Raw genomic sequence first — 18278 nt, forward strand, 5'->3', positions numbered from 1 at the left:
GGATCCCGGACACGCTCGGCAGTCCTGCTCGGGCCCAGACGGGCCCCGTTCAGGTGGTCCGCGGACTCCCGTGCAGCCGGGTCGAGAGCGCATCGGCGGTCCGGCGCAGTTCGTCGACCAGCGCCCGGCGTCGCTCCTCGTCCACGCGGTGGGAGAGGAAGGTCAGGGCGACGCCGGCCACCGGCAGGCCCCGGTGGTCGTGAGCGGCGACGGCGACCGAGGCGAACTCGGGCGTGACGTCCCCTTCCTCGACGGCCCACCCGCGCGCGCGGGTCCGGTCGAGCTCGGCGCGGAGCCGGCTGGGCGTCGTGATCGTCGTGTGCTCCCACCGGGTCGAGAAGGCGTCGCGATTGGGGTAGAGCGCCCTCACCTGGGCCGGCGGCAGATCGGCGAGCATCGAGCGGCCGCTCGCGGTCAGATGCGCGGGGATCCGCACCCCCACGTCGGTCACGAGCGACGGGCGGCCCGCCGCTCGCTCCTCCACGACGTAGACGACGTCGCGCGCGTGCAGCAGGGCGAGGTGGGCGTTCTCCCCGACGGCGTCGACGAGCGCGCGCAGCAGGGGCGCCCCCAGACGGGCCATCGGGTCGTGCCGCACCCACGCCGAGGACAGCTCGAACGCCGCGATGCCCAGCCCGTAGATCCGCTCCTCCGGCAGGTGCGTCACGAACCCCTCGTCGATCATGACGGCGAGCAGGTGGTAGACGGTCGACCGGGGCAGGTCGAGGGCCACGCCGATCGACGCGGCCGACACCGGCCCGCGCCGGCTGGCGAGGAAGCGCAGCATGCGCAGCGTGTTGGTCGCCGCGGGGACCTTCGAATCCATGGACCGCATCTCCCGCCTCTCGTCCCCTGTCCGGGATCTCAGACGATACCGCCGTGTCCGGTCGCGGTGACACCGGTCCCGGCAACGGAGAATCGCAGCATGAGCCCCGACGCCCCTGACTCCCCCTGGCACGGCCGCACCGACGGCGCCGGCCCCGAGCACCGGCGCTGGCACGAGGTGGTCCGGCGCCCTGCGCCCGACGGGACGATGCCGGCGGCCGAGCGGGGCGTCGCCCTCGTGGGCTTCGCCAGTGACGAGGGCGTGCGGCGCAACCAGGGGCGGACCGGGGCGGCCGCGGGGCCGGACGCGCTGCGCCGCGCGCTGGCACCGCTCGCCCTGCACACCGACGTCCCGATCGTCGACGCCGGCACGGTGACGGTCGACGGCACGGATCTGGAGGGCGGCCAGGACCGCCTCGCCGACCGGGTGGCGGTGGCCCTGGACGCGCACGACCTCGTCGTCGTGCTCGGCGGCGGCCACGAGACGGCGTGGGGCAGCTACCTGGGCCGCGCGCGCAGCACCCGCCTCGGCGGGACGGGACAGCCTGATTCTCGCGTCGGTGTGCTCAACCTCGACGCCCACTTCGACCTGCGCACCGCCGACGCCCCGTCTTCGGGCACCCCGTTCCGGCAGATGGCCGACGCGGACCGCGCCGCCGGCCGCGCCTTCCGGTACACCGTCCTCGGCATCAGCGAGCCGTCCAACACCCGCGCCCTGTTCGACACCGCGGCCGACCTCGGTGTGCAGTACCTGACGGACGAGCAGTGCACGACGGCGAATCTGCCGGCGGTGCTGGCGACCGTCGACGCGCTCCTGGCCGACGTCGACGTCGTGCACCTGAGCATCGACCTGGACGTGCTCCCCGCCGCGGTGGCCCCCGGCGTCAGCGCCCCGGCCGGCTACGGCGTGGCCCTCGAGGTGATCCATACCGTCTGCCGGCACGTGGCCGCGAGCGGCAGGCTCGCGCTCGTCGACGTCGTCGAGCTGCTGCCCGCGCTCGATATCGACCAGCGCACCGCCCGCACCGCCGCCCGGCTGATCACGACCCTGGTGCACGAGGCCGCGGCCGCGTCCTGAGGGCGTGGTGTGCGCCACTCGGGTCGCGTGGGTGTCGTCAACGTGCGGTTGACTGGTGGCATGAACCCTGCCGTCACCGTGTCGATCACGCGCGTCGTCGACCCCTCCCGGCTGCGCCAGGTGGAGGTGTGGGCGCGTGCCGGCCAGGACCTGGCCCGCCACTTCCCCGGCTACCTCGGGTCGGGCTGGATCCAGTCGCAGGAGTCGGCCGACCGGTGGCACATGCTCTACCGGTTCAGCAGCGAGCGCACCCTGCGGGTGTGGGAGGAGTCGCCCGAGCGCCTCTGGTGGATGAACACGGCCGAGGGCATGGTCCAGCACGACCGGGAGCAGCGCCGCACCGGCATCGAGGGCTGGTTCGAGGAGCCTGCGGACGGAATCGTCGCCGAGCCGCTCCGCACGCCGCCGCGCTGGAAGCAGATGATCAGCATCTTCGTCGTGTTCTTCCCCGTCAGCCTGGCCCTGCAGTGGTTGATGAGCCCGGTGATCGGGGGCTGGGTGCTGCCGTTGCGGGTGCTGGCGTCCACGGTGGTCGCCGTGCCGTTGATGACGTACTTCTTCCTGCCCTGGAGCACGCGCGTGCTGTCCCCGTGGCTGCATGCGCCCCGCCGCGCGAGGACGTCCTCTCGGCCGAGCACGGTGGAGGGCCCGGAATCATCAGCACTATGATGGTTTCGCAGAACGGCACGACGGTGCCGATCGTGAGTCGATGGTGAGGAGAGCAGTCCGAGCATGGCAACGAACGATGCGAAATTCACGGTTCCCGGCCTGAGCGTGGAGGACGGGCACAAGGTCGGGGAGCTGCTGCAGATCCGCCTGCACGCCCTGAACGACCTGCAGTTGACCCTCAAGCACGCCCACTGGAACGTCATCGGGCGCGACTTCATCGGGGTCCACGAGATGCTCGACCCGCAGATCGAACTGGTCCGCGGCTTCGTCGACGACCTTGCCGAGCGGATGGCCGCCCTGGGCGTGCCGCCGAACGGCCTGCCCGGTGACCTGGTGGCCCGGCGCACGTGGGAGGACTACTCCATCGGCCGTGCCAACACCTCCGAGCACCTCGCGGCGCTCGACCTCGTCTACAACGGCGTGATCGAGGACCACCGCGCGGACATCCAGGTCCTCGACGACCTGGACCTGGTCACCCAGGACATGCTGATCGGCCAGGTGGCCGAGCTCGAGAAGTTCCAGTGGTTCATCCGGGCCCACCTGGAGAACACCGGCGGCGGCCTGCGCCACGAGGGCGCGACGACCGAGAAGGACGCCGCGGCGAAGGCCTGATGCGCCCGACCCCCGCGAGGGCGGCGGCACCCGACGACGGGTGCCGCCGCCCTTCGTCGTCCGACGGGCCAGGAGGGGTCAGGCGCCGGTGGCCGGCTCGATGCCGATCAGCCAGCGCAGCCCGTACCGGTCGCGCACCTGGCCGTCGACGGCGCCCCAGGCCCGCTCCTGCAGGTCGTCGAGCACCTGACCGCCCTCGGCGAGGGCCGCGAACCACGCGCGCAGCCGCGCGTCGTCCGTGCCGAGGATGGAGAGCATCATGCCGTCCATCCGCAGGCTCGCCTCTCCGGAGCCGGCATCCGCGCCGAAGACGGTCACGGGTCCGCGCAGCTCCCCGTGGGCGATGGCGTCGGCCGGCCCGTCGTCGCGTCCGAACTCCTCGTAGGTGTGCAGGACGAGGTCGCCGCCGAACGCCCGGTGGTAGAAGCCGAGGGCCTCCCGCGCCGTCGCCGGGAACAGGACGTAGACGCGGGGCCAGCCCTCCGCGACCTCGGCGGTCATCGGGTCGCCTGCCCGCCGGGCTCGCCGGCACCGTCGTACTCGTCGTGGCGGCGGTTCCGCATGAACGACTCGGTCTGCGGCCAGCCCGGAGGCGAGTCCTCCCAGTCCTTCTGCCGCCCCCACACGGTGCGGTCGAGGTAGCCGGCGAGCGCGCTGAGCGGTTCGACGCCCCGCCCCTCGGTGGCGAAGGTGAGGTAGACGTCCTGCCCGTCGCGCACGTAGAAGCTGACGCCGGGGTACTCGCCGTCGTCCCGGGTCCAGCCCCAGTCCCGGTTGTAACCGCTGTTCCCGGACGAGACCCACGGCACCGTCCAGCCCATCCGCCGGCTGTATGCGGTCAGCTTCTCCACCGGCGCCGCCGAGATCCGCGCCCACGCGATGTCGTACGGCCCGAAGTGGGCCAGGTGGGGGACGTTGTCGGCGAGGTTGGAGCAGGACGGGCAGCCCGCGTCCCACGCCGGGTCGAACATGAAGTTCTGCACGATCAGCTGGCGCCGGCCGGCGAAGAGCTCCAGCAGCGTCACGGGCCCGTCCGGTCCGTCGAACGTGTAGGCGGGCATCGGTGTCATCGGCAGGCGGCGGCGGGCGGCGCTGACCTCGTCACCGAGACGCGTCCACGCCTTCTCCCGCTCCAGGTGGTCCTGGCGGCGCTGCTCCCAGGTGTCACGGTCGACGATCTCGGGCAGCGCAGGGGCGGTGGTCGTCATGGGTCCTCCCGACACGATGTGAACAACGTCCACATCGAGCCTAGGTCGCGGTCGGCGGGCCGACAAGAGCTGCTGCGCCCGTACAGACGCCCGTCAGTGCAGTGCCGTCAGTGCAGCGTCGTCAGCGTTCCCCAGCCGTGACCGATGATCGGCCCGGAGGTGACCTGGCCGCCCGCCAGCGCGTAGTAGCGCAGCGACCCGTCGTCGAACCGGACCAGCAGGCCCGTGCTGCCCGGGAACGCGAATCCGTTCACCACGGTCATGCTCAGGGCGTGCTGCCACCCGGTGCCGATCACGGTGGACCCGGGTACGAACCGGCCGGCGCCGTCGCTGCGGTAGAGCCGCAGCGTGCCGTCGGCCCCGCGGGTGACGAGGTCGCTGTGCCCGTTGCCGTCGGCGTCGACCATCACGGTCTCGACGGCGGGCCACGAGGCGACGACGACCACGCCCGAGGTCAGCCCGGTCCCGGCGGCGTTGGCGTAGTACACGAGCTGGCCGGCCGGGCTCTTCGCCAGCATCCCCGGGAAGCGGGCGCCGTCGAGCCAGGTGCCCGGGATCAGCTGGTACCCGTCCCACCCGCGCCCGATGGTCGTGGCCGGCGCGAAGCCGCCGCCGTTGTACCCGGGATAGAGCCGCAGATCCCCGCCGGCGAAGGAGGCGACGACGTCGAACGTGCCGTCGCCGTTCCAGTCGACCGTCGCACCCGCGTGCAGCGTGCTCCAGCCGGACCCGATCCGGCGGGCGGGCAGGACGGCGCCGTGGCCGGTGGCGCCGTAGTCGAGCAGGTCACCGGTCGAGGAGCGGGCGATCAGGTCCCCCGCGCTCGGAATGGTGGGGCTGCCACTGGTCGCCTTGGTGCGCGTGACGATCAGGGCGGCCTGGTTGACCTTCGCGGCGAACGCAGCGTCGACCTTCGCCCGCGCGAGCACCGCGTCGTACATCTGGGCGGTCATGGTGGAGCTCCCGCACAGCACCATGGTGCCGCCCGCGTTGATGAAGTTCTGGGCGCGCTGGGCGGGCGTCCAGGCGGCGACCTGCTTCGCGTTGCACAGGTCGTCCGAGACGATGACGCCGGTGAACCCGAGGTCGGAACGCATCATGCCGGTGACCACGGTGGGCGAGAACGCGGCCGGGTTCGCCGCGTCGATGCGGCTGTAGTAGGCGGTCGAGACCATCATCCAGCGGGCGCCGGCCGCGACGTGGTCCCGGAAGGGCTGCGGGTAGGGGTCGGTGCGGGTGGTCTGCGTGTCCGTGACCCCGGACGTCGTGTCGGTGTTGCCGGTGACCCGGCCGAGGCCCGGGAAGTGCTTGGGCGTGGCGGCGACGCCCGCGTCCGTCATCCCGGCTGCGAAGGCCCGCGACTTCGCCGAGACCAGCGCGGGCGTGTACCCGTACTGCCGCGAGAAGGCGCCGATCGGCGCGTTGTACGGGGCGAAGGCGGCGCTCGGGACGGTGTCCGCCACGGGGGCGAGGTCCACGGAGACCCCCGCGAGGAGCAGCTGCCGGCCCCAGGCCGCGGCCGAGGTGCGCAGCGTCGCGTCGTCCCACGTGCCCTGCGTGAGCGCTCGCGGGATCGTGGAGAAGCCGGGGCCGCTGAGCACCTGGACGGCGCCGCCCTCCTGGTCGGTGGAGACGGCGAGCCGGTACCCGCCCGTCGAGGCGCCGGCCGTGGCCTGCAGGGTGCGCGTGACCGTCGCGGTCGCACCGACGCCGGCGCTGCTGCGCCCGCTGAGCATGACGTTGCCGACATGGCGGTCCCGGATCAGGGCGGTGACCGCGGGGTCGACGGCGCTCGCACCGTTGGAGACCATGAACAGCTGCCCGACCCGCTGCTCGAGGGACAACCGGCCGATCAGGTTGCCCGAGGTGGGGATGACGCTCGCCGTCGCCGGCGTCGCCGTGGCGAGCACGAGCACCATGGCCAGCACGCCGGCGGTGCGTCGCACCGTCCGTCTCGATCGCCCCGTCGTCACCGACCGCGCCGTTCTCGTCAACCGCCCCATTGCGATCCACCCCTTTTCGGTCGCCAGCCACAGGCTACGCGCTGCCGCCACCGGCGGACGACGGGCGAGACGGCGATTCGGTAACGGTCCCGCATCCGCCCCGGTCCCGCGGTCACCTAGAGTCGCTCCCATGAACGAGCCGACCGCCACCCCCGCCGTTGCCCGTGAGCGCGCCTTCGCGCAGGTCGACGTCTTCACTGCCGAGCCCTACCGCGGCAACCCGGTGGCCGTCGTGCTGGACGCCGAGGGCCTGGACGAGGCCACCATGCGCCGGTTTGCCGCGTGGACGAACCTCTCGGAGACGACGTTCGTCCTGCCGCCCACGGACCCGGGCGCCGACTACCGGCTGCGGATCTTCACGCCCGCCGAGGAGTTACCGTTCGCGGGCCACCCGACGCTGGGGAGCGCGCAGGCGTGGCTCGCCGCCGGCGGCGGACCGCGCGACCCCGACGGCGACCTGATCCAGGAGTGCGCGGCCGGGCTGATCCGGATCCGCCGCGACGGCGGCCGGCTGGCCTTCGCCGCCCCGCCGACGATCCGGTCCGGCCCGGTCGACCGGCAGACGCTGGACCGGGTCGTCGCGGGCCTGCGGATCACCCCGGACCAGGTCGTGGCCTCCCGCTGGGTCGACAACGGACCCGGCTGGGTGGGCGTCCTGCTGCCCGACGCTGTGACGGTCCGCGAGCTCGAGCCGGACGGCGCCGTCCTCGGGGACCTGAAGGTGGGCGTCGCCGGGCTCGAACCGGCCGGTGGACCGACGCAGCTCGAGGTGCGCGCGTTCGCGGCCGGAGCCGGCATCGCGGAGGACCCCGTCACCGGCAGCCTCAACGCCTCCCTGGCCCAGTGGCTGATCGCCGACGGGGTGCTCCCCCGGTCCTACGTCGCTGCGCAGGGCACCGTGATCGGCCGGGCCGGCCGGGTGCACGTGACCGCGGACGGCGACGACGTGTGGGTCGGCGGCGACGCGGTCCCGTGCATCCGGGGCGCGGTCCTGATCTGACCCGGGATACCCCGGAGTCCGGCTACAGCTCGGTGCTGCCGCTCGAGCCGCCGTCGTAGGTGCCGCCCGTGACCTTCGCCTTGACGAAGTTGAACAGGGCGCCGACGCCGCCGCCGGGCTGGTCCCAGTACTCGGCCGAGTCGGGGCTGACCTCGATGAGGGTCAGGCCGGGCGTCTCCTTGCCGTCGGGGAAGAAGGCGTCCGTCGTCGAGTCCCACAGCTCGTCGACCTTCGCGCGGCTGTGCTCGAGACGCGCCGAACCGGACAGGGAAACCCAGTGATCGGAGCCGGCGAAGGCGACGTTGACCTGCGGGTGCGACGTCAGCTGCTCGGCCAGGGGGCCGTCGTCGTGGGCGAAGAACCACAGGGTGCCGTCGTCCTCGACCGTCTGCACGGACATCGGCCGAGACTGGATCGATCCGTCGGTCAGCACGGTGCCGACCATGACGGTGCGGTCCTTGCGCATCAGGTCGACGATCTTGGCGGTGTCCTCGGACGGGCTGTTGGTGCTGGGCTGGGTCATGTCGCGCTCCTGACGTTCGTGGTCGGGTCTGACCACGTCAGCCTAGATCCCTCGGTTGTCGAAACACAGATGACATCAGGCGTCGGCGTCCTCGCGGCCCTCCGACACCCAGGACCGGTCGCGGGAGCGGCCCCCGGACACACGGGCCGCCGCGCCGTCGAGTTCGGCGACCTGCTCGGCCGACAGGCTGATGTCCACCGCGGCGGCGTTCTGCCGGTTGCGCTCGGGGTGCCGCGAGCCGGGAATGGGCACGTCGGTCACGCCGGCCTCTTCCCCCTTGGCGTAGAGCCAGGCCAGCGACATCTCGGCCAGGGTGATGCCGGTCTCGTGGGCGCTGGCCTCGATCTCGGCCAGCAGTGCGAGGTTCGCCTTGAGGTTGGCGTCGTCGAAGCGGGGGAAGCCGTGCCGGGCGTCGTCCGGGCCCAGGTCGGCGGCGGAGCGCACGGAGCCGGCGAGGAACCCGCGGCCGAGCGGCGAGAACGGGACGAAGCCGACGCCGAGCTGCGCACAGGCGGGCACGACGGCGCGCTCGACGTCCCGGCTGAACACGGACCACTCGCTCTGCACGGCGGTGATCGGGTGGACCTCGTGCGCCTCCCGCAGTTCCTCGGCGGTCACCTCGCACAGCCCGAGGTGCCGGACGAGGCCGTCCGTCACGAGGGACGCCATCGCGCCGACGGTCTCGCTCAGCGGCACGGAGAGGTCCCGCCGGTGCAGGTAGAACAGGTCGATGGTCTCGGTGCCGAGCCGCTGCAGGCTCTCCTCCGCGCACCGGCGCACGTAATCGGCGTCGCCGCGCGCGTGGCGGGTGCCGTCCGCGCCGTGCACGATGCCGAACTTCGTCGCGACCGTGACCTCGTCCCGACGGTCCGCGAGCAGCCGGCCGACGAGCTCCTCGTTCGTGCCGTCGCCGTAGACGTTGGCCGTGTCGATGAAGGTGATGCCGTCGTCGACGGCGGCGTTCAGCACGGCGAGCGCCTCGTCGGACGCGAGCCCGCCGTACGCGGAGGTCAGGGCCATGCCGCCGAAGCCGAGGGCGCTGACGGTGAGCGGACCGGCCGCCCCGGTGCCGAGGGTGACGTGCTCCATGGTCAGCGTCCCTCGTACCCGAAGGCTCCGACGGGACGGCCGCCGACGGTCGTCAGGGTGCGGGTGGTGGGCACGATCTGCTTGCCGAGGGGCATCAGGGAGACGGGCACCATCTTCAGGTTGGCGATCGCGAGCGGGATGCCGACGATCGTGACCGCCTGGGCGGCCGCGGTCACGACGTGCCCGACGGCGATCCAGATGCCGGCGACGACGAACCAGATGACGTTGCCGAGCGTCGCGACCATGCCCGGGCTGCCGCCGCGATCCACGATCGTCCGGCCGAAGGGCCACAGGGCGTACGCGGCGATGCGGAAGGACGCGATGCCGAAGGGGATGGTGACGATCAGCAGACAGCACACGACGCCGGCGAGGGCGTAGGCGACGGCCAGCCAGAGGCCACCGAGCACGAGCCAGATCAGATTCAGCAGGGTCCTCATGGTCCGATTCTGTCCCGAACTTTTCCCGGCCGCCACCGTCGCCGGCAGGCGACGTCCCCTGCCACAGGCCCGCAACACGGGTAGCATCACAGCATCCGAGCCCCCGCACCGCGCTCACGGGACGCCTGTTCCGGCTCGGCGCCCGGGCCCGCTTCCCGCACTCGCACGCAGGAGGTCACCGTGTCATCATCACCATCGACACCCCCCGGAGGGAGAGCGCCGGGGACGGCGCCGCGGACGGCACGCGCGGCCAATCCGTACTCCGTGCTCCGCCGCAAGCCGATCGGCGAGATCGAGCCGGAGGTCGAGGAGAACTCCCTCAAGCGCACCCTCGGCCTGTGGCAGCTCACCGCGATCGGCGTCGGCGGCATCATCGGCGCCGGCATCTTCTCCCTGGCCGGCGCGGTCGCCAACGGCAAGGCCGGCCCGGCGGTGCTGCTGTCCTTCCTCATCGCCGGCGTCGCGAGCGCGGCGGCGGCGTTCTCCTACGCGGAGTTCGCGGGCATGGTGCCCAAGGCCGGCTCCGCCTACACCTACGGCTACGCCGCACTCGGGGAGATCGTCGGCTGGTTCATCGGCTGGGACCTGCTGCTGGAGTACATCGCCATCGTCGCCGTCGTCGCGATCGGCATCTCGGGCTACTTCGGCTTCCTGCTCGGGCAGGTGGGCATCCACCTGCCCGCCTGGATGCTGGGCGCTCCCGGCACGGGCGACGGGCACGTCGTCGACCTGTTCGCGATGATCCTCTGCCTGCTCACCGCGTTCATCCTCACGCGCGGCATCGGCAGCGCGGCCCGGGCGGAGATGTTCTTCGTCGGCCTGAAGGTGGCGCTCGTGCTGCTGATCGTCGTGCTCGGCGTGTTCCACATCAACACGGCCAACTACTCGCCGTACTTCCCCTTCGGGTTCTCGGGGGTGATGGCGGGCGCGGCGACGGTGTTCTTCGCGGTCTTCGGGTACGACGCGATGAGCACGGCCGCCGAGGAGTCGAAGGACTCCACGAAGCACATGCCCAAGGCCATCCTGTACTCGCTCGCCATCGCGATGGTGCTCTACGTGCTCGCGACGCTGGTGCTGACCGGCATGCAGAAGTACACCGAGATCGACCCGGAGAGCGGCTTCTCCTCGGCGTTCAACGCCGTGGGGATGCCCGTGATCGCGAACGTCATCGCGGTCGGGGCGATCATCTCCATCCTGACGGTCATGATCACCTTCACGCTCGGGGTGACCCGCGTGTGGTTCTCGATGAGCCGGGACGGGCTGCTGCCGGCCTGGTTCGCGAAGACCGATGCCAAGCGGCGCGTCCCGGTGCGCGTCACGTGGCTGGCGGGGATCGGCGCGGCGATCATTGCGGGCGTGCTGCCGATTGAGGAGGCGGCGGGCCTGACGAACATCGGCATCCTGTCCGCGTTCGTCGTCGTCTGCGTCGCCGTCATCGTGCTGCGCTACCGCCGTCCCGACCTGCAACGCGAGTTCCGCACCCCGCTGATGCCGGTCACCCCGGCCGTCGGCGTCCTGTTCTCGCTGTGGCTGATCGTCTCGATCCAGAACCTCGAGACCTACGTGCGGTTCGTCGTCTGGCTCGCGATCGGCCTGCTGATCTACTTCCTGTACTCGCGGCGCCACTCGGTGATGAACCCGGACAGCCCGCGGCTGGGAGGCAACGCCCGGCGCTGACCACCCGCAGACGACGCCGGCTCGCCACGGGAGCAGTCCCGTGACGAGCCGGTGAGTGATGCGTGAGGCGGCCTCAGCCCTGGCGACGCGCGGTGTTCGGCGAGTCGGCGCGGCGAGGACCACGACGACGGCCGGCACCGGATCCGGCGCCGCGCGCCGGTCCGGCCGGAGCACCGGCGCGGCGGGAGCCACCGTTCCCGGTGGACGAACCACCGGGCGCGCCGGTCGACGTGCTGTACGCGACCGTCGTCGCCGGCCGCGAGGTCGAGGACGACGCGCTGCGGCCGGAACCGCCACCGCGACGCGAGCCGCGCGGGCCGCCCGCCGTCGAGCGGGGCGCCGATACGGCGTCACCCTGACCGTCGCGGGGCCGGCCACGGCCGCCACCGGAGCGACCACCGCTGGAGCGAGCCGGCTTCGCCGCGCCACCCGACCGCGCGGGCGTGGCCTTGGCGGCGGCCGGCTGGCGGGCCGGAGCGGGAGCGACGTACGGGGCGACCTCACCGACGACGGCGGCCACCTCAGGCGACTGCGCGGTCACGGTCTCCAGTGCGGCGTTCACCCCGGCGGCACGCAGCAGCTTGCGCACGTCCTGGCGCTGCTCGGGCAGCACGACGGTGACAACGGTGCCGTCCGACCCGGCCCGCGCGGTACGCCCGGACCGGTGCAGATAGGCCTTGTGCTCCGTCGGCGGGTCGATGTGGACGACCAGCTCGACGTCGTCGACGTGCACGCCGCGGGCGGCGACGTCGGTCGCGACCAGCACGCGCACCTCGCCGGAGGAGAACTGCGCGAGGTTCCGGTCGCGGGCGTTCTGGGAGAGGTTGCCGTGCAGGTCGACCGCCGGGATGCCGGACTGGGTGAGCTGCTTGGCCATCTTCTTGGCGTGGTGCTTGGTGCGCATGAACATGACGCGCCGGCCCGTGCCCGAGGCGAGCATGCGCACGAGGTCCTTCTTGCCGTCGGCATCCGTGAGGAACACGCGGTGCTCCATCGTGGTGACGGCCGCGGAGGACTCGTCGACCGAGTGCACGGTCGGGTTGTGCAGGTACCGCTTGACCAGCACGTCGACCCCGTTGTCCAGGGTCGCGGAGAACAGCAGCCGCTGGGCGTCCTTGGCGGTGGTGTCCAGCAGGCGCCGGACGACCGGGAGAAAGCCGAGGTCGGCCATGTGGTCCGCCTCGTCCAGCACGGTGATCCGCACGTCGGCCAGGGTCAGGACCTTCTGGCGGAGCAGGTCCTCGAGCCGTCCGGGGCAGGCGACGACGATGTCGGCGCCGGCGCGCAGCGCGGTCTCCTGCCGCTTCTGCGAGACGCCGCCGAATATGACGGTGGTGCGCAGACCGAGGGCGTTGGCCAGGGGCTCGAGGGTCGCGTTGATCTGCGTCGCGAGCTCACGGGTCGGTGCGAGGACGAGCCCGGTGGGGCGCGAGGGACGGCGCGTGACGCCGGCCAGGCGGGCGACGAGCGGCAGGCTGAAGGCCAGGGTCTTGCCGGAACCGGTGCGGCCGCGGCCGAGCACGTCCTTGCCGGCCAGCGAGTCGGGGAGGGTCGCTTCCTGGATGGGGAAGGGAGCGGCGATGCCGGCGGCGGTCAGGGAGTCCGCGAGAACGGAGGGTACGCCGAGGTCGGCGAAGGATGTCACGAGGGTGGAACCTCTCGATGGTCGGGCCCGCGCGCGAGGAATCACGGCGGGTGCGCCGGAAAAGGAAGGGCCGGGTGAACGGCGGGTCGTCAGATTCGCGACGCGTACCGGCGGGTGGTCGCAACCGGCGTGAGCCGGTGCGGCTGGAGCCGCAGGGCGGCCCGCGGGATCGAGCGGGCCGATGATGGCGCACCAGGACGGAAATGCCGTCCGACGTGCCGGTACCTTCTCGATCCTACGTCGCAGGCGCGTCGACGGGCGGATCGGGAGCGGCGTGATTGGTCACACGGGGTGCTGTCGGCGGCCGTCCCGCTAGGCTTGACCGCCGTGACGGAACACGAGGACGAGACCGCGCAGGCCGCCGACGGAACGCCGACGTCGAGCCCGGAGAGCCCTGCGGATCCCGGCGACCCGGGGCACGAGCACCACCGTGGCGTGCTCTCCTTCGTGCGGCGGGGCACCCGCCTGCAGGGCAAGCAGCTGGCCGCGTGGGAGCGCCTGAGCGGGCACTACCTGGTGGACGTGCCGCGTGCCTCGGCCGCGACGTCCGTCGACCCCGAGGCCCGGTTCGACGCCGCCAGCGCCTTCGGGCGGAGCGCTCCCCTCGTCGTGGAGATCGGATCCGGCCTGGGGGACGCCGTCGTCGCCGCGGCCGCGGCCGCCCCGGAGCAGGACTTCCTGGCCCTCGACGTCTACCGTCCCGGCCTGTCGGATCTGATGCGCAAGGCGGACACCGCGGGCGCGCCGAACATCCGGGTGATCGAGGCGAACGCGCCCGACGTGTTCGCCACGATGCTCGTCCCGGCGTCCGTGGACGAGGTCTGGATGTTCTTCCCCGACCCGTGGCCGAAGAAGCGGCACCACAAGCGCCGCCTGGTCTCCCCCGAGTTCGCCGCCCTGGTGGCGCGGGTACTGCGGCCCGGTGGCCGGTGGCGTCTGGCGACGGACTGGGAGGAGTACGCGGAGCAGATGCGCGAGACCCTCGACCAGGTGGCCGAGTTCAGTGCCGCGAACGAGGGGGCCGACGGCTGGTCCCCGCGGTTCGAGCGCCGCATCGAGACCGGTTTCGAGCGCAAGGGCATCGCGGCGGGCAGGGTCATCCGCGACCTGACGTACGTGCGGCGCTGACGACGCCGCATCCGGGCGGGTGTGCCGAGCGGCCTCAGCGCGCCGGTCGGCGCCAGAGCACGACGGCCTGCGAGCGGCCGCGTGGGCGCTGACCTCGAGTGAGGGAGACGACGTCGCCGGCGATGCCTGCGGCGAACACGCGGGAGGCGTCGACCACCCCGCCGGCGGCCTGCGCCCGGGCGAGCTCCTCGGTCAGCTCGGTGACGCGGCCCTGGAGCGCCCGCACCTGGTTCTCCAGCTGCATCACCCGGCGGATGCCCTCGAGGGAGACGCCCTCCTGCGAGAGGCGCTGCACCATGCGCAGGGCGTCCACGTCCTGCTTCGAGTAGCGCCGTGATCGGCCGGGCGAGCGCTGCGGGGTGACGATGCCCATCCGGTCGTACTGGCGCAGGGTCTGCGGGTGCATCTCGGCGAGCTCGGCCGCGACCGAGATGACGAAGATCGGAGCGTCGGCGTCGATGTCCATGCTCACTCCTCTCGCGTGGTGGGCGGACCCGTGGCGCCGGGTCGACCGGACCGATTCACAGGCGGGCGCGGGCGGCGAGGTCCCGTCGGGGATCCGCGTCGCCGGTCGCCTCGGCGAAGGCCTTGACCGCGTCCTGTGCCGCTCCGCTCAGCTTCTGCGGCACCGCGACCTCGACCTTGACCAGCAGATCGCCCGTGCGCTTCTTCGTGGCTACCCCGCGGCCCTTGACGCGCAGCGTCCGGCCGGACGGCGTCCCCGCCGGCACCTTGACGTTCACGGTCTCACCGTCGGTGGTCGGCACCGCGACCGACGCGCCGAGCGCGGCCTCGGGGAAGGTCACCGGCACGGTGATGCGGATGTCGTCGCCGTCGCGGGTGAACAGGTCGTGCGGCTTGACGTGCACGGTGACGATGAGGTCGCCCGCGCCGGCCGCCCCGGGGTGGCCTTTGCCACGCACGCGGATCTTCTGGCCGTCCCGCACGCCGGCCGGCACACGGACCTCGATCACGTCGCCGTCGCCCTCGCGCAGACCGATGGTCGTGCCGCGGATGGAGCCGGCGAAGGAGATCGACGTCGTGGCCTGGCGGTCGCCGCCCTTCCGGGTCGCCTGCTGGCCGTAGCCGCCGAACCCGCCGCCCCCGCCGAAGCCGCCGCCACCGAAGAGGTCGCGGAACTCGGGCGGCAGGTCCGAGGCGTCGAACCCGCCCCCGCCGCCGGGCGTCGAGTAGCGGGTCCGGGTGCGCCCGCCGCCGTTGAACAGGCCGCCGAAGACGTCCTCGAAGCCGCCGCCCGCCCCGGCACCGGCGCCGCCGGCACTGAACCGGGCGCCCGAGCCCATGGCACGGATGGCGTCGTACTGGCGCCGGTCCTCCGGGTCGGAGAGCACGGAGTTCGCCTCGGCGATGTCCTTGAACTTCTCCTCGGCCGCGGCGTCGCCGGGATTCTGGTCGGGGTGGTACTTCCGCGCGAGCTTGCGGTACGCCTTCTTGATGTCGGCCTCCGTGGCGTCCTTGGACACACCGAGGACCTGGTAGAAGTCCTTCTCGATCCAGTCCTGACTGGCCATGGCGTCTCGATTCTGCGGGAGTGACGGGGAAGTGAAGGACGAGCGGACCGCCGCCGTCGCTGGGTCAGCGCACGACGACGGTCCGTCTCGAGGGGGTGCCGGTCGCCCGGCACCCCGGAGGGATCAGGAGGCGACGCCCACCTGCGCGGCGCGCAGGACGCGGTCCCCCACACGGTAGCCGGAGCGCAGCACGTGGCTGACGTGGCCGGGGTCGACCTCGTCGCTGGGCTGCTGCAGCAGCGCCTCGTGGATGGCGGGGTCGAAGACGGTGCCGACCTCGCCGTAGCGCTCGAGCCCCTGCTGGGTGAGCACGGTGTCGAGCTTCGCGGCGATCGCCGCGAACGGCCCCTCGGCGAGGTCGCCGTGCCGACGCGCGGCGTCCAGGTCGTCGAGGACGGGCAGCAGGGCGGTGAGCACGGAGATCACCGCGTTGGTCCGGGCCACGTCCCGGTCCCGGTCCACCCGGCGCCGGTAGTTGACGAACTCCGCCTGGAGCCGCTGCAGGTCGGCGAGCCGTTCGGCCGCGAGACGGTCGCCGTCGCTGACCGCCTCAGCGGCCTCCCGGTCGGCGTCGGCGGTGCTGATGCCCTCGGCTCCGGCCCCGTCCAGGATCGCCTCGGCCTCGGCCACGACGTCGCGGTCGGTGCCCTCCGCGGCGTCACCGGCGGCCGGCGGCCCGGCGGGTCCGTCCACGGACCCGGGAGCCTCGCTCCCGGACCCGCCGCGGACCTCACCGGTCACCGGGTCGATCCGGCGGTTGTCCCGGAAGACGGGACCCTCGCCGTTCTCGCCGTCGCGCCCGGGCTCCCGGGGATCCTCGGACTCGTGGGGATCCTGCGGTGTCTGTGCGCCCATGACTACTTCTTGTCCTCGTCCTCGTCGATGACCTCGGCGTCGACGATGTCCTCGTCGGCCTTCGCGGAGCTCTCCCCGGTGGAGGAAGCGTCCTCGGCGCCGGCACCGGCGGACGCGCCACCGGCCTGGGCCTGGGAGTAGATCGCCTCACCGAGCTTGGACTGAGACGCCTGCAGCTTCTCCAGCGCGGACTTGACGGCGTCGTCGTCGGAGCCCTCGAGGGCCGACTTCAGCGCGTCGACGTCGCCCTGGACCTCGGTCTTGACGTCCTCGGGCAGCTTGTCGGCGTTGTCCTTGAGCAGCTTGTCCGTCGAGTAGGCGAGCTGCTCGGCGTTGTTGCGGGCGTCCGCGGCCTCGCGGCGCTTCTTGTCCTCGGCGGCGTGCTCCTCGGCCTCGCGCACCATGCGGTCGATGTCGTCCTTCGCCAGCGAGGTACCGCCGGTGATGGTCATCGACTGCTCGGTGCCGGTGCCCTTGTCCTTGGCGGACACGTGCACGATGCCGTTGGCGTCGATGTCGAAGGTGACCTCGACCTGCGGCACGCCGCGGGGAGCCGGCGCGATGCCGGTCAGCTCGAAGGTACCGAGCGGCTTGTTGTCGCGAGTGAACTCGCGCTCGCCCTGGAAGACCTGGATGGACACGGACGGCTGGTTGTCGTCGGCGGTCGTGAAGGTCTCGCTGCGCTTGGTCGGGATCGCGGTGTTGCGTTCGATCAGCTTGGTCATCACGCCGCCCTTGGTCTCGATGCCGAGGCTCAGCGGGGTGACGTCGATCAGCAGCACGTCCTTGCGCTCGCCCTTGAGGACACCGGCCTGCAGGGCCGCGCCGACGGCGACGACCTCGTCCGGGTTGACGCCCTTGTTGGGCTCCTTGCCGCCGGCGAGCTCCTTGACGAGCTCGGAGACGGCGGGCATGCGGGTCGAGCCGCCGACCAGGATGACGTGGTCGATGTCCGAGACCTTCACGCCGGCCTCGGCGATGACGTCGTGGAACGGCTTCTTGGTCCGGTCCAGCAGGTCCGAGGTCAGCTCCTGGAACTTGGCGCGGGTGAGGCGCTCGTCCAGGTGCACCGGGCCGTCCGGGGTGACGGAGAGGTACTGCAGCGACACGTTGGTGCTCGTGGCGCTGGAGAGCTCCTTCTTGGCCTGCTCGGCGGCCTCACGCAGACGCTGCAGCGCGATCTTGTCCTTGGACAGGTCGACGCCGGTGCCCGCCTTCGCGCGCTCGAGCAGGTAGTTCACGACGCGCTGGTCCCAGTCGTCGCCGCCGAGGCGGTTGTCACCGGCCGTGGCACGGACCTGGATGGTCGAGAAGCCGTCGTCGTCCTTGCCCACCTCGAGCAGGGAGACGTCGAACGTGCCGCCACCGAGGTCGAAGACGAGGATGAGCTCGTCCTCCTTGCCCTTGTCCAGGCCGTAGGCCAGGGCGGCCGCGGTCGGCTCGTTGACGATGCGGGAGACGTTCAGACCGGCGATCTCGCCGGCCTCCTTGGTGGCCTGGCGCTCGGCGTCGTTGAAGTACGCCGGGACGGTGATGACCGCGTCGGTGACCTTCTCGCCGAGGTAACTCTCCGCGTCGTTCTTCAGCTTCATCAGGATGCGCGCCGAGATCTCCTGCGGCGTGTACTTCTTGTCATCGATGTCGATGGTCCAGTCGGTGCCCATGTGGCGCTTGACCGACGAGATGGTGCGATCGATGTTGTTGACCGACTGGCGCTTGGCGATCTCGCCGACGAGGACCTCGCCGGACTTGGAGAACGCGACGACCGACGGCGTGGTGCGAGCACCCTCGGCATTGGCGATCACGGTGGGCTCGCCGCCCTCGAGGACGGAGACGACCGAGTTGGTGGTACCGAGGTCGATGCCTACTGCACGGGACATGGGTGGTTCCTTTCGACGAGACAGACGATGCGGGAGGGCACGTCTTGAGCCTTCTGCACTCAAGCTTGCCGAGACGTCGCGCGGTTGTCAAGACGACTTGAGTTCACTCGACTCAAC

The 18278-nt window shown here is 72.1% G+C and carries 18 protein-coding genes; 6 read left to right on the forward strand and 12 right to left on the reverse strand.

What is annotated here, in order from left to right:
• Positions 1–49: 49 nt before the first annotated feature.
• Positions 50–826, reverse strand: a complete 777-nt coding sequence (locus V6N00_RS02580; protein ID WP_416385010.1) for an IclR family transcriptional regulator — start codon at positions 824–826, stop codon at positions 50–52.
• A 99-nt stretch (positions 827–925) separates the two neighbouring features.
• On the opposite strand from V6N00_RS02580, the gene hutG reads away from it, so the two are divergent.
• The 3 genes from hutG to V6N00_RS02595 all read left to right on the forward strand — a co-directional run bounded on the left by hutG (position 926) and on the right by V6N00_RS02595 (position 3184).
• The gene (gene hutG / locus V6N00_RS02585; protein WP_334230486.1) at positions 926–1903 is read left to right on the forward strand and encodes a formimidoylglutamase; all 978 of its coding nucleotides are present in this window, start codon (positions 926–928) and stop codon (positions 1901–1903) included.
• A gap of 60 nt (positions 1904–1963) precedes the next feature.
• Positions 1964–2572 carry a putative antibiotic biosynthesis monooxygenase gene (locus tag V6N00_RS02590; RefSeq protein ID WP_334230487.1) on the forward strand — a complete coding sequence of 203 codons (609 nt, stop codon included), beginning with the start codon at positions 1964–1966 and terminating at the stop codon, positions 2570–2572.
• Between the two features lie 63 nt (positions 2573–2635).
• Positions 2636–3184 (forward strand): Dps family protein, encoded by a 549-nt coding sequence (locus V6N00_RS02595; protein ID WP_334230488.1) that lies wholly within the window; start codon positions 2636–2638, stop codon positions 3182–3184.
• Between the two features lie 78 nt (positions 3185–3262).
• Here V6N00_RS02595 and V6N00_RS02600 read toward each other — a convergent pair whose 3' ends face one another.
• The 3 genes from V6N00_RS02600 to V6N00_RS02610 form a co-directional block, all read right to left on the reverse strand.
• Positions 3263–3685: a VOC family protein gene (locus tag V6N00_RS02600; RefSeq protein ID WP_334230489.1), complete on the reverse strand. Its 423-nt coding sequence runs from the start codon at positions 3683–3685 to the stop codon at positions 3263–3265.
• The gene (locus V6N00_RS02605; RefSeq protein ID WP_334230490.1) at positions 3682–4392 is read right to left on the reverse strand and encodes a DUF899 family protein; all 711 of its coding nucleotides are present in this window, start codon (positions 4390–4392) and stop codon (positions 3682–3684) included. Before V6N00_RS02605 ends, V6N00_RS02600 begins: the two co-directional genes overlap by 4 nt.
• A gap of 107 nt (positions 4393–4499) precedes the next feature.
• On the reverse strand, positions 4500–6338 hold the full coding sequence (locus tag V6N00_RS02610) for a glycoside hydrolase family 3 N-terminal domain-containing protein (protein ID WP_334230491.1): 1839 nt from the start codon (positions 6336–6338) through the stop codon (positions 4500–4502).
• A gap of 187 nt (positions 6339–6525) precedes the next feature.
• On the opposite strand from V6N00_RS02610, the gene V6N00_RS02615 reads away from it, so the two are divergent.
• On the forward strand, positions 6526–7395 hold the full coding sequence (locus V6N00_RS02615) for a PhzF family phenazine biosynthesis protein (RefSeq protein WP_334230492.1): 870 nt from the start codon (positions 6526–6528) through the stop codon (positions 7393–7395).
• A gap of 22 nt (positions 7396–7417) precedes the next feature.
• Here V6N00_RS02615 and V6N00_RS02620 read toward each other — a convergent pair whose 3' ends face one another.
• The 3 genes from V6N00_RS02620 to V6N00_RS02630 all read right to left on the reverse strand — a co-directional run bounded on the left by V6N00_RS02620 (position 7418) and on the right by V6N00_RS02630 (position 9444).
• The gene (locus V6N00_RS02620) at positions 7418–7918 is read right to left on the reverse strand and encodes a pyridoxamine 5'-phosphate oxidase family protein (protein ID WP_334230493.1); all 501 of its coding nucleotides are present in this window, start codon (positions 7916–7918) and stop codon (positions 7418–7420) included.
• Positions 7919–7993: 75 nt separating this feature from the next.
• Complete coding sequence (locus tag V6N00_RS02625; RefSeq protein ID WP_334230494.1) at positions 7994–9007, reverse strand: aldo/keto reductase; 1014 nt, start codon at positions 9005–9007, stop codon at positions 7994–7996.
• A gap of 2 nt (positions 9008–9009) precedes the next feature.
• Positions 9010–9444, reverse strand: coding sequence for a YccF domain-containing protein (locus V6N00_RS02630; protein ID WP_334230495.1), 435 nt, complete (start codon positions 9442–9444; stop codon positions 9010–9012).
• Between the two features lie 264 nt (positions 9445–9708).
• Here V6N00_RS02630 and V6N00_RS02635 point away from each other — a divergent pair, with 264 nt between their 5' ends.
• A complete protein-coding gene (locus tag V6N00_RS02635) occupies positions 9709–11121 on the forward strand; it encodes an amino acid permease (RefSeq protein WP_334230496.1) in 1413 nt (470 codons plus the stop codon).
• Positions 11122–11194: 73 nt separating this feature from the next.
• Here the strand turns inward: V6N00_RS02635 and V6N00_RS02640 are convergent, their stop codons facing one another.
• Positions 11195–12766: a DEAD/DEAH box helicase gene (locus tag V6N00_RS02640; protein ID WP_416385011.1), complete on the reverse strand. Its 1572-nt coding sequence runs from the start codon at positions 12764–12766 to the stop codon at positions 11195–11197.
• 327 nt (positions 12767–13093) lie between these two features.
• Here V6N00_RS02640 and trmB point away from each other — a divergent pair, with 327 nt between their 5' ends.
• A complete protein-coding gene (gene trmB / locus V6N00_RS02645; RefSeq protein ID WP_416385012.1) occupies positions 13094–13894 on the forward strand; it encodes a tRNA (guanosine(46)-N7)-methyltransferase TrmB in 801 nt (266 codons plus the stop codon).
• A gap of 34 nt (positions 13895–13928) precedes the next feature.
• Here the strand turns inward: trmB and V6N00_RS02650 are convergent, their stop codons facing one another.
• The 4 genes from V6N00_RS02650 to dnaK form a co-directional block, all read right to left on the reverse strand.
• Positions 13929–14360, reverse strand: a complete 432-nt coding sequence (locus V6N00_RS02650) for a heat shock protein transcriptional repressor HspR (protein WP_334230497.1) — start codon at positions 14358–14360, stop codon at positions 13929–13931.
• A gap of 55 nt (positions 14361–14415) precedes the next feature.
• A complete protein-coding gene (locus tag V6N00_RS02655) occupies positions 14416–15426 on the reverse strand; it encodes a DnaJ C-terminal domain-containing protein (protein ID WP_334230498.1) in 1011 nt (336 codons plus the stop codon).
• A gap of 123 nt (positions 15427–15549) precedes the next feature.
• Positions 15550–16281, reverse strand: a complete 732-nt coding sequence (locus V6N00_RS02660) for a nucleotide exchange factor GrpE (RefSeq protein WP_334230499.1) — start codon at positions 16279–16281, stop codon at positions 15550–15552.
• Positions 16282–16283: 2 nt separating this feature from the next.
• Positions 16284–18161, reverse strand: a complete 1878-nt coding sequence (gene dnaK, locus V6N00_RS02665; protein WP_334230500.1) for a molecular chaperone DnaK — start codon at positions 18159–18161, stop codon at positions 16284–16286.
• Between the last annotated feature and the right edge of the window lie 117 nt (positions 18162–18278).

The sequence above is a fragment of the Tersicoccus mangrovi genome, assembly GCF_036881825.1.
In the GTDB taxonomy this organism is placed as follows: domain Bacteria; phylum Actinomycetota; class Actinomycetes; order Actinomycetales; family Micrococcaceae; genus Tersicoccus; species Tersicoccus mangrovi.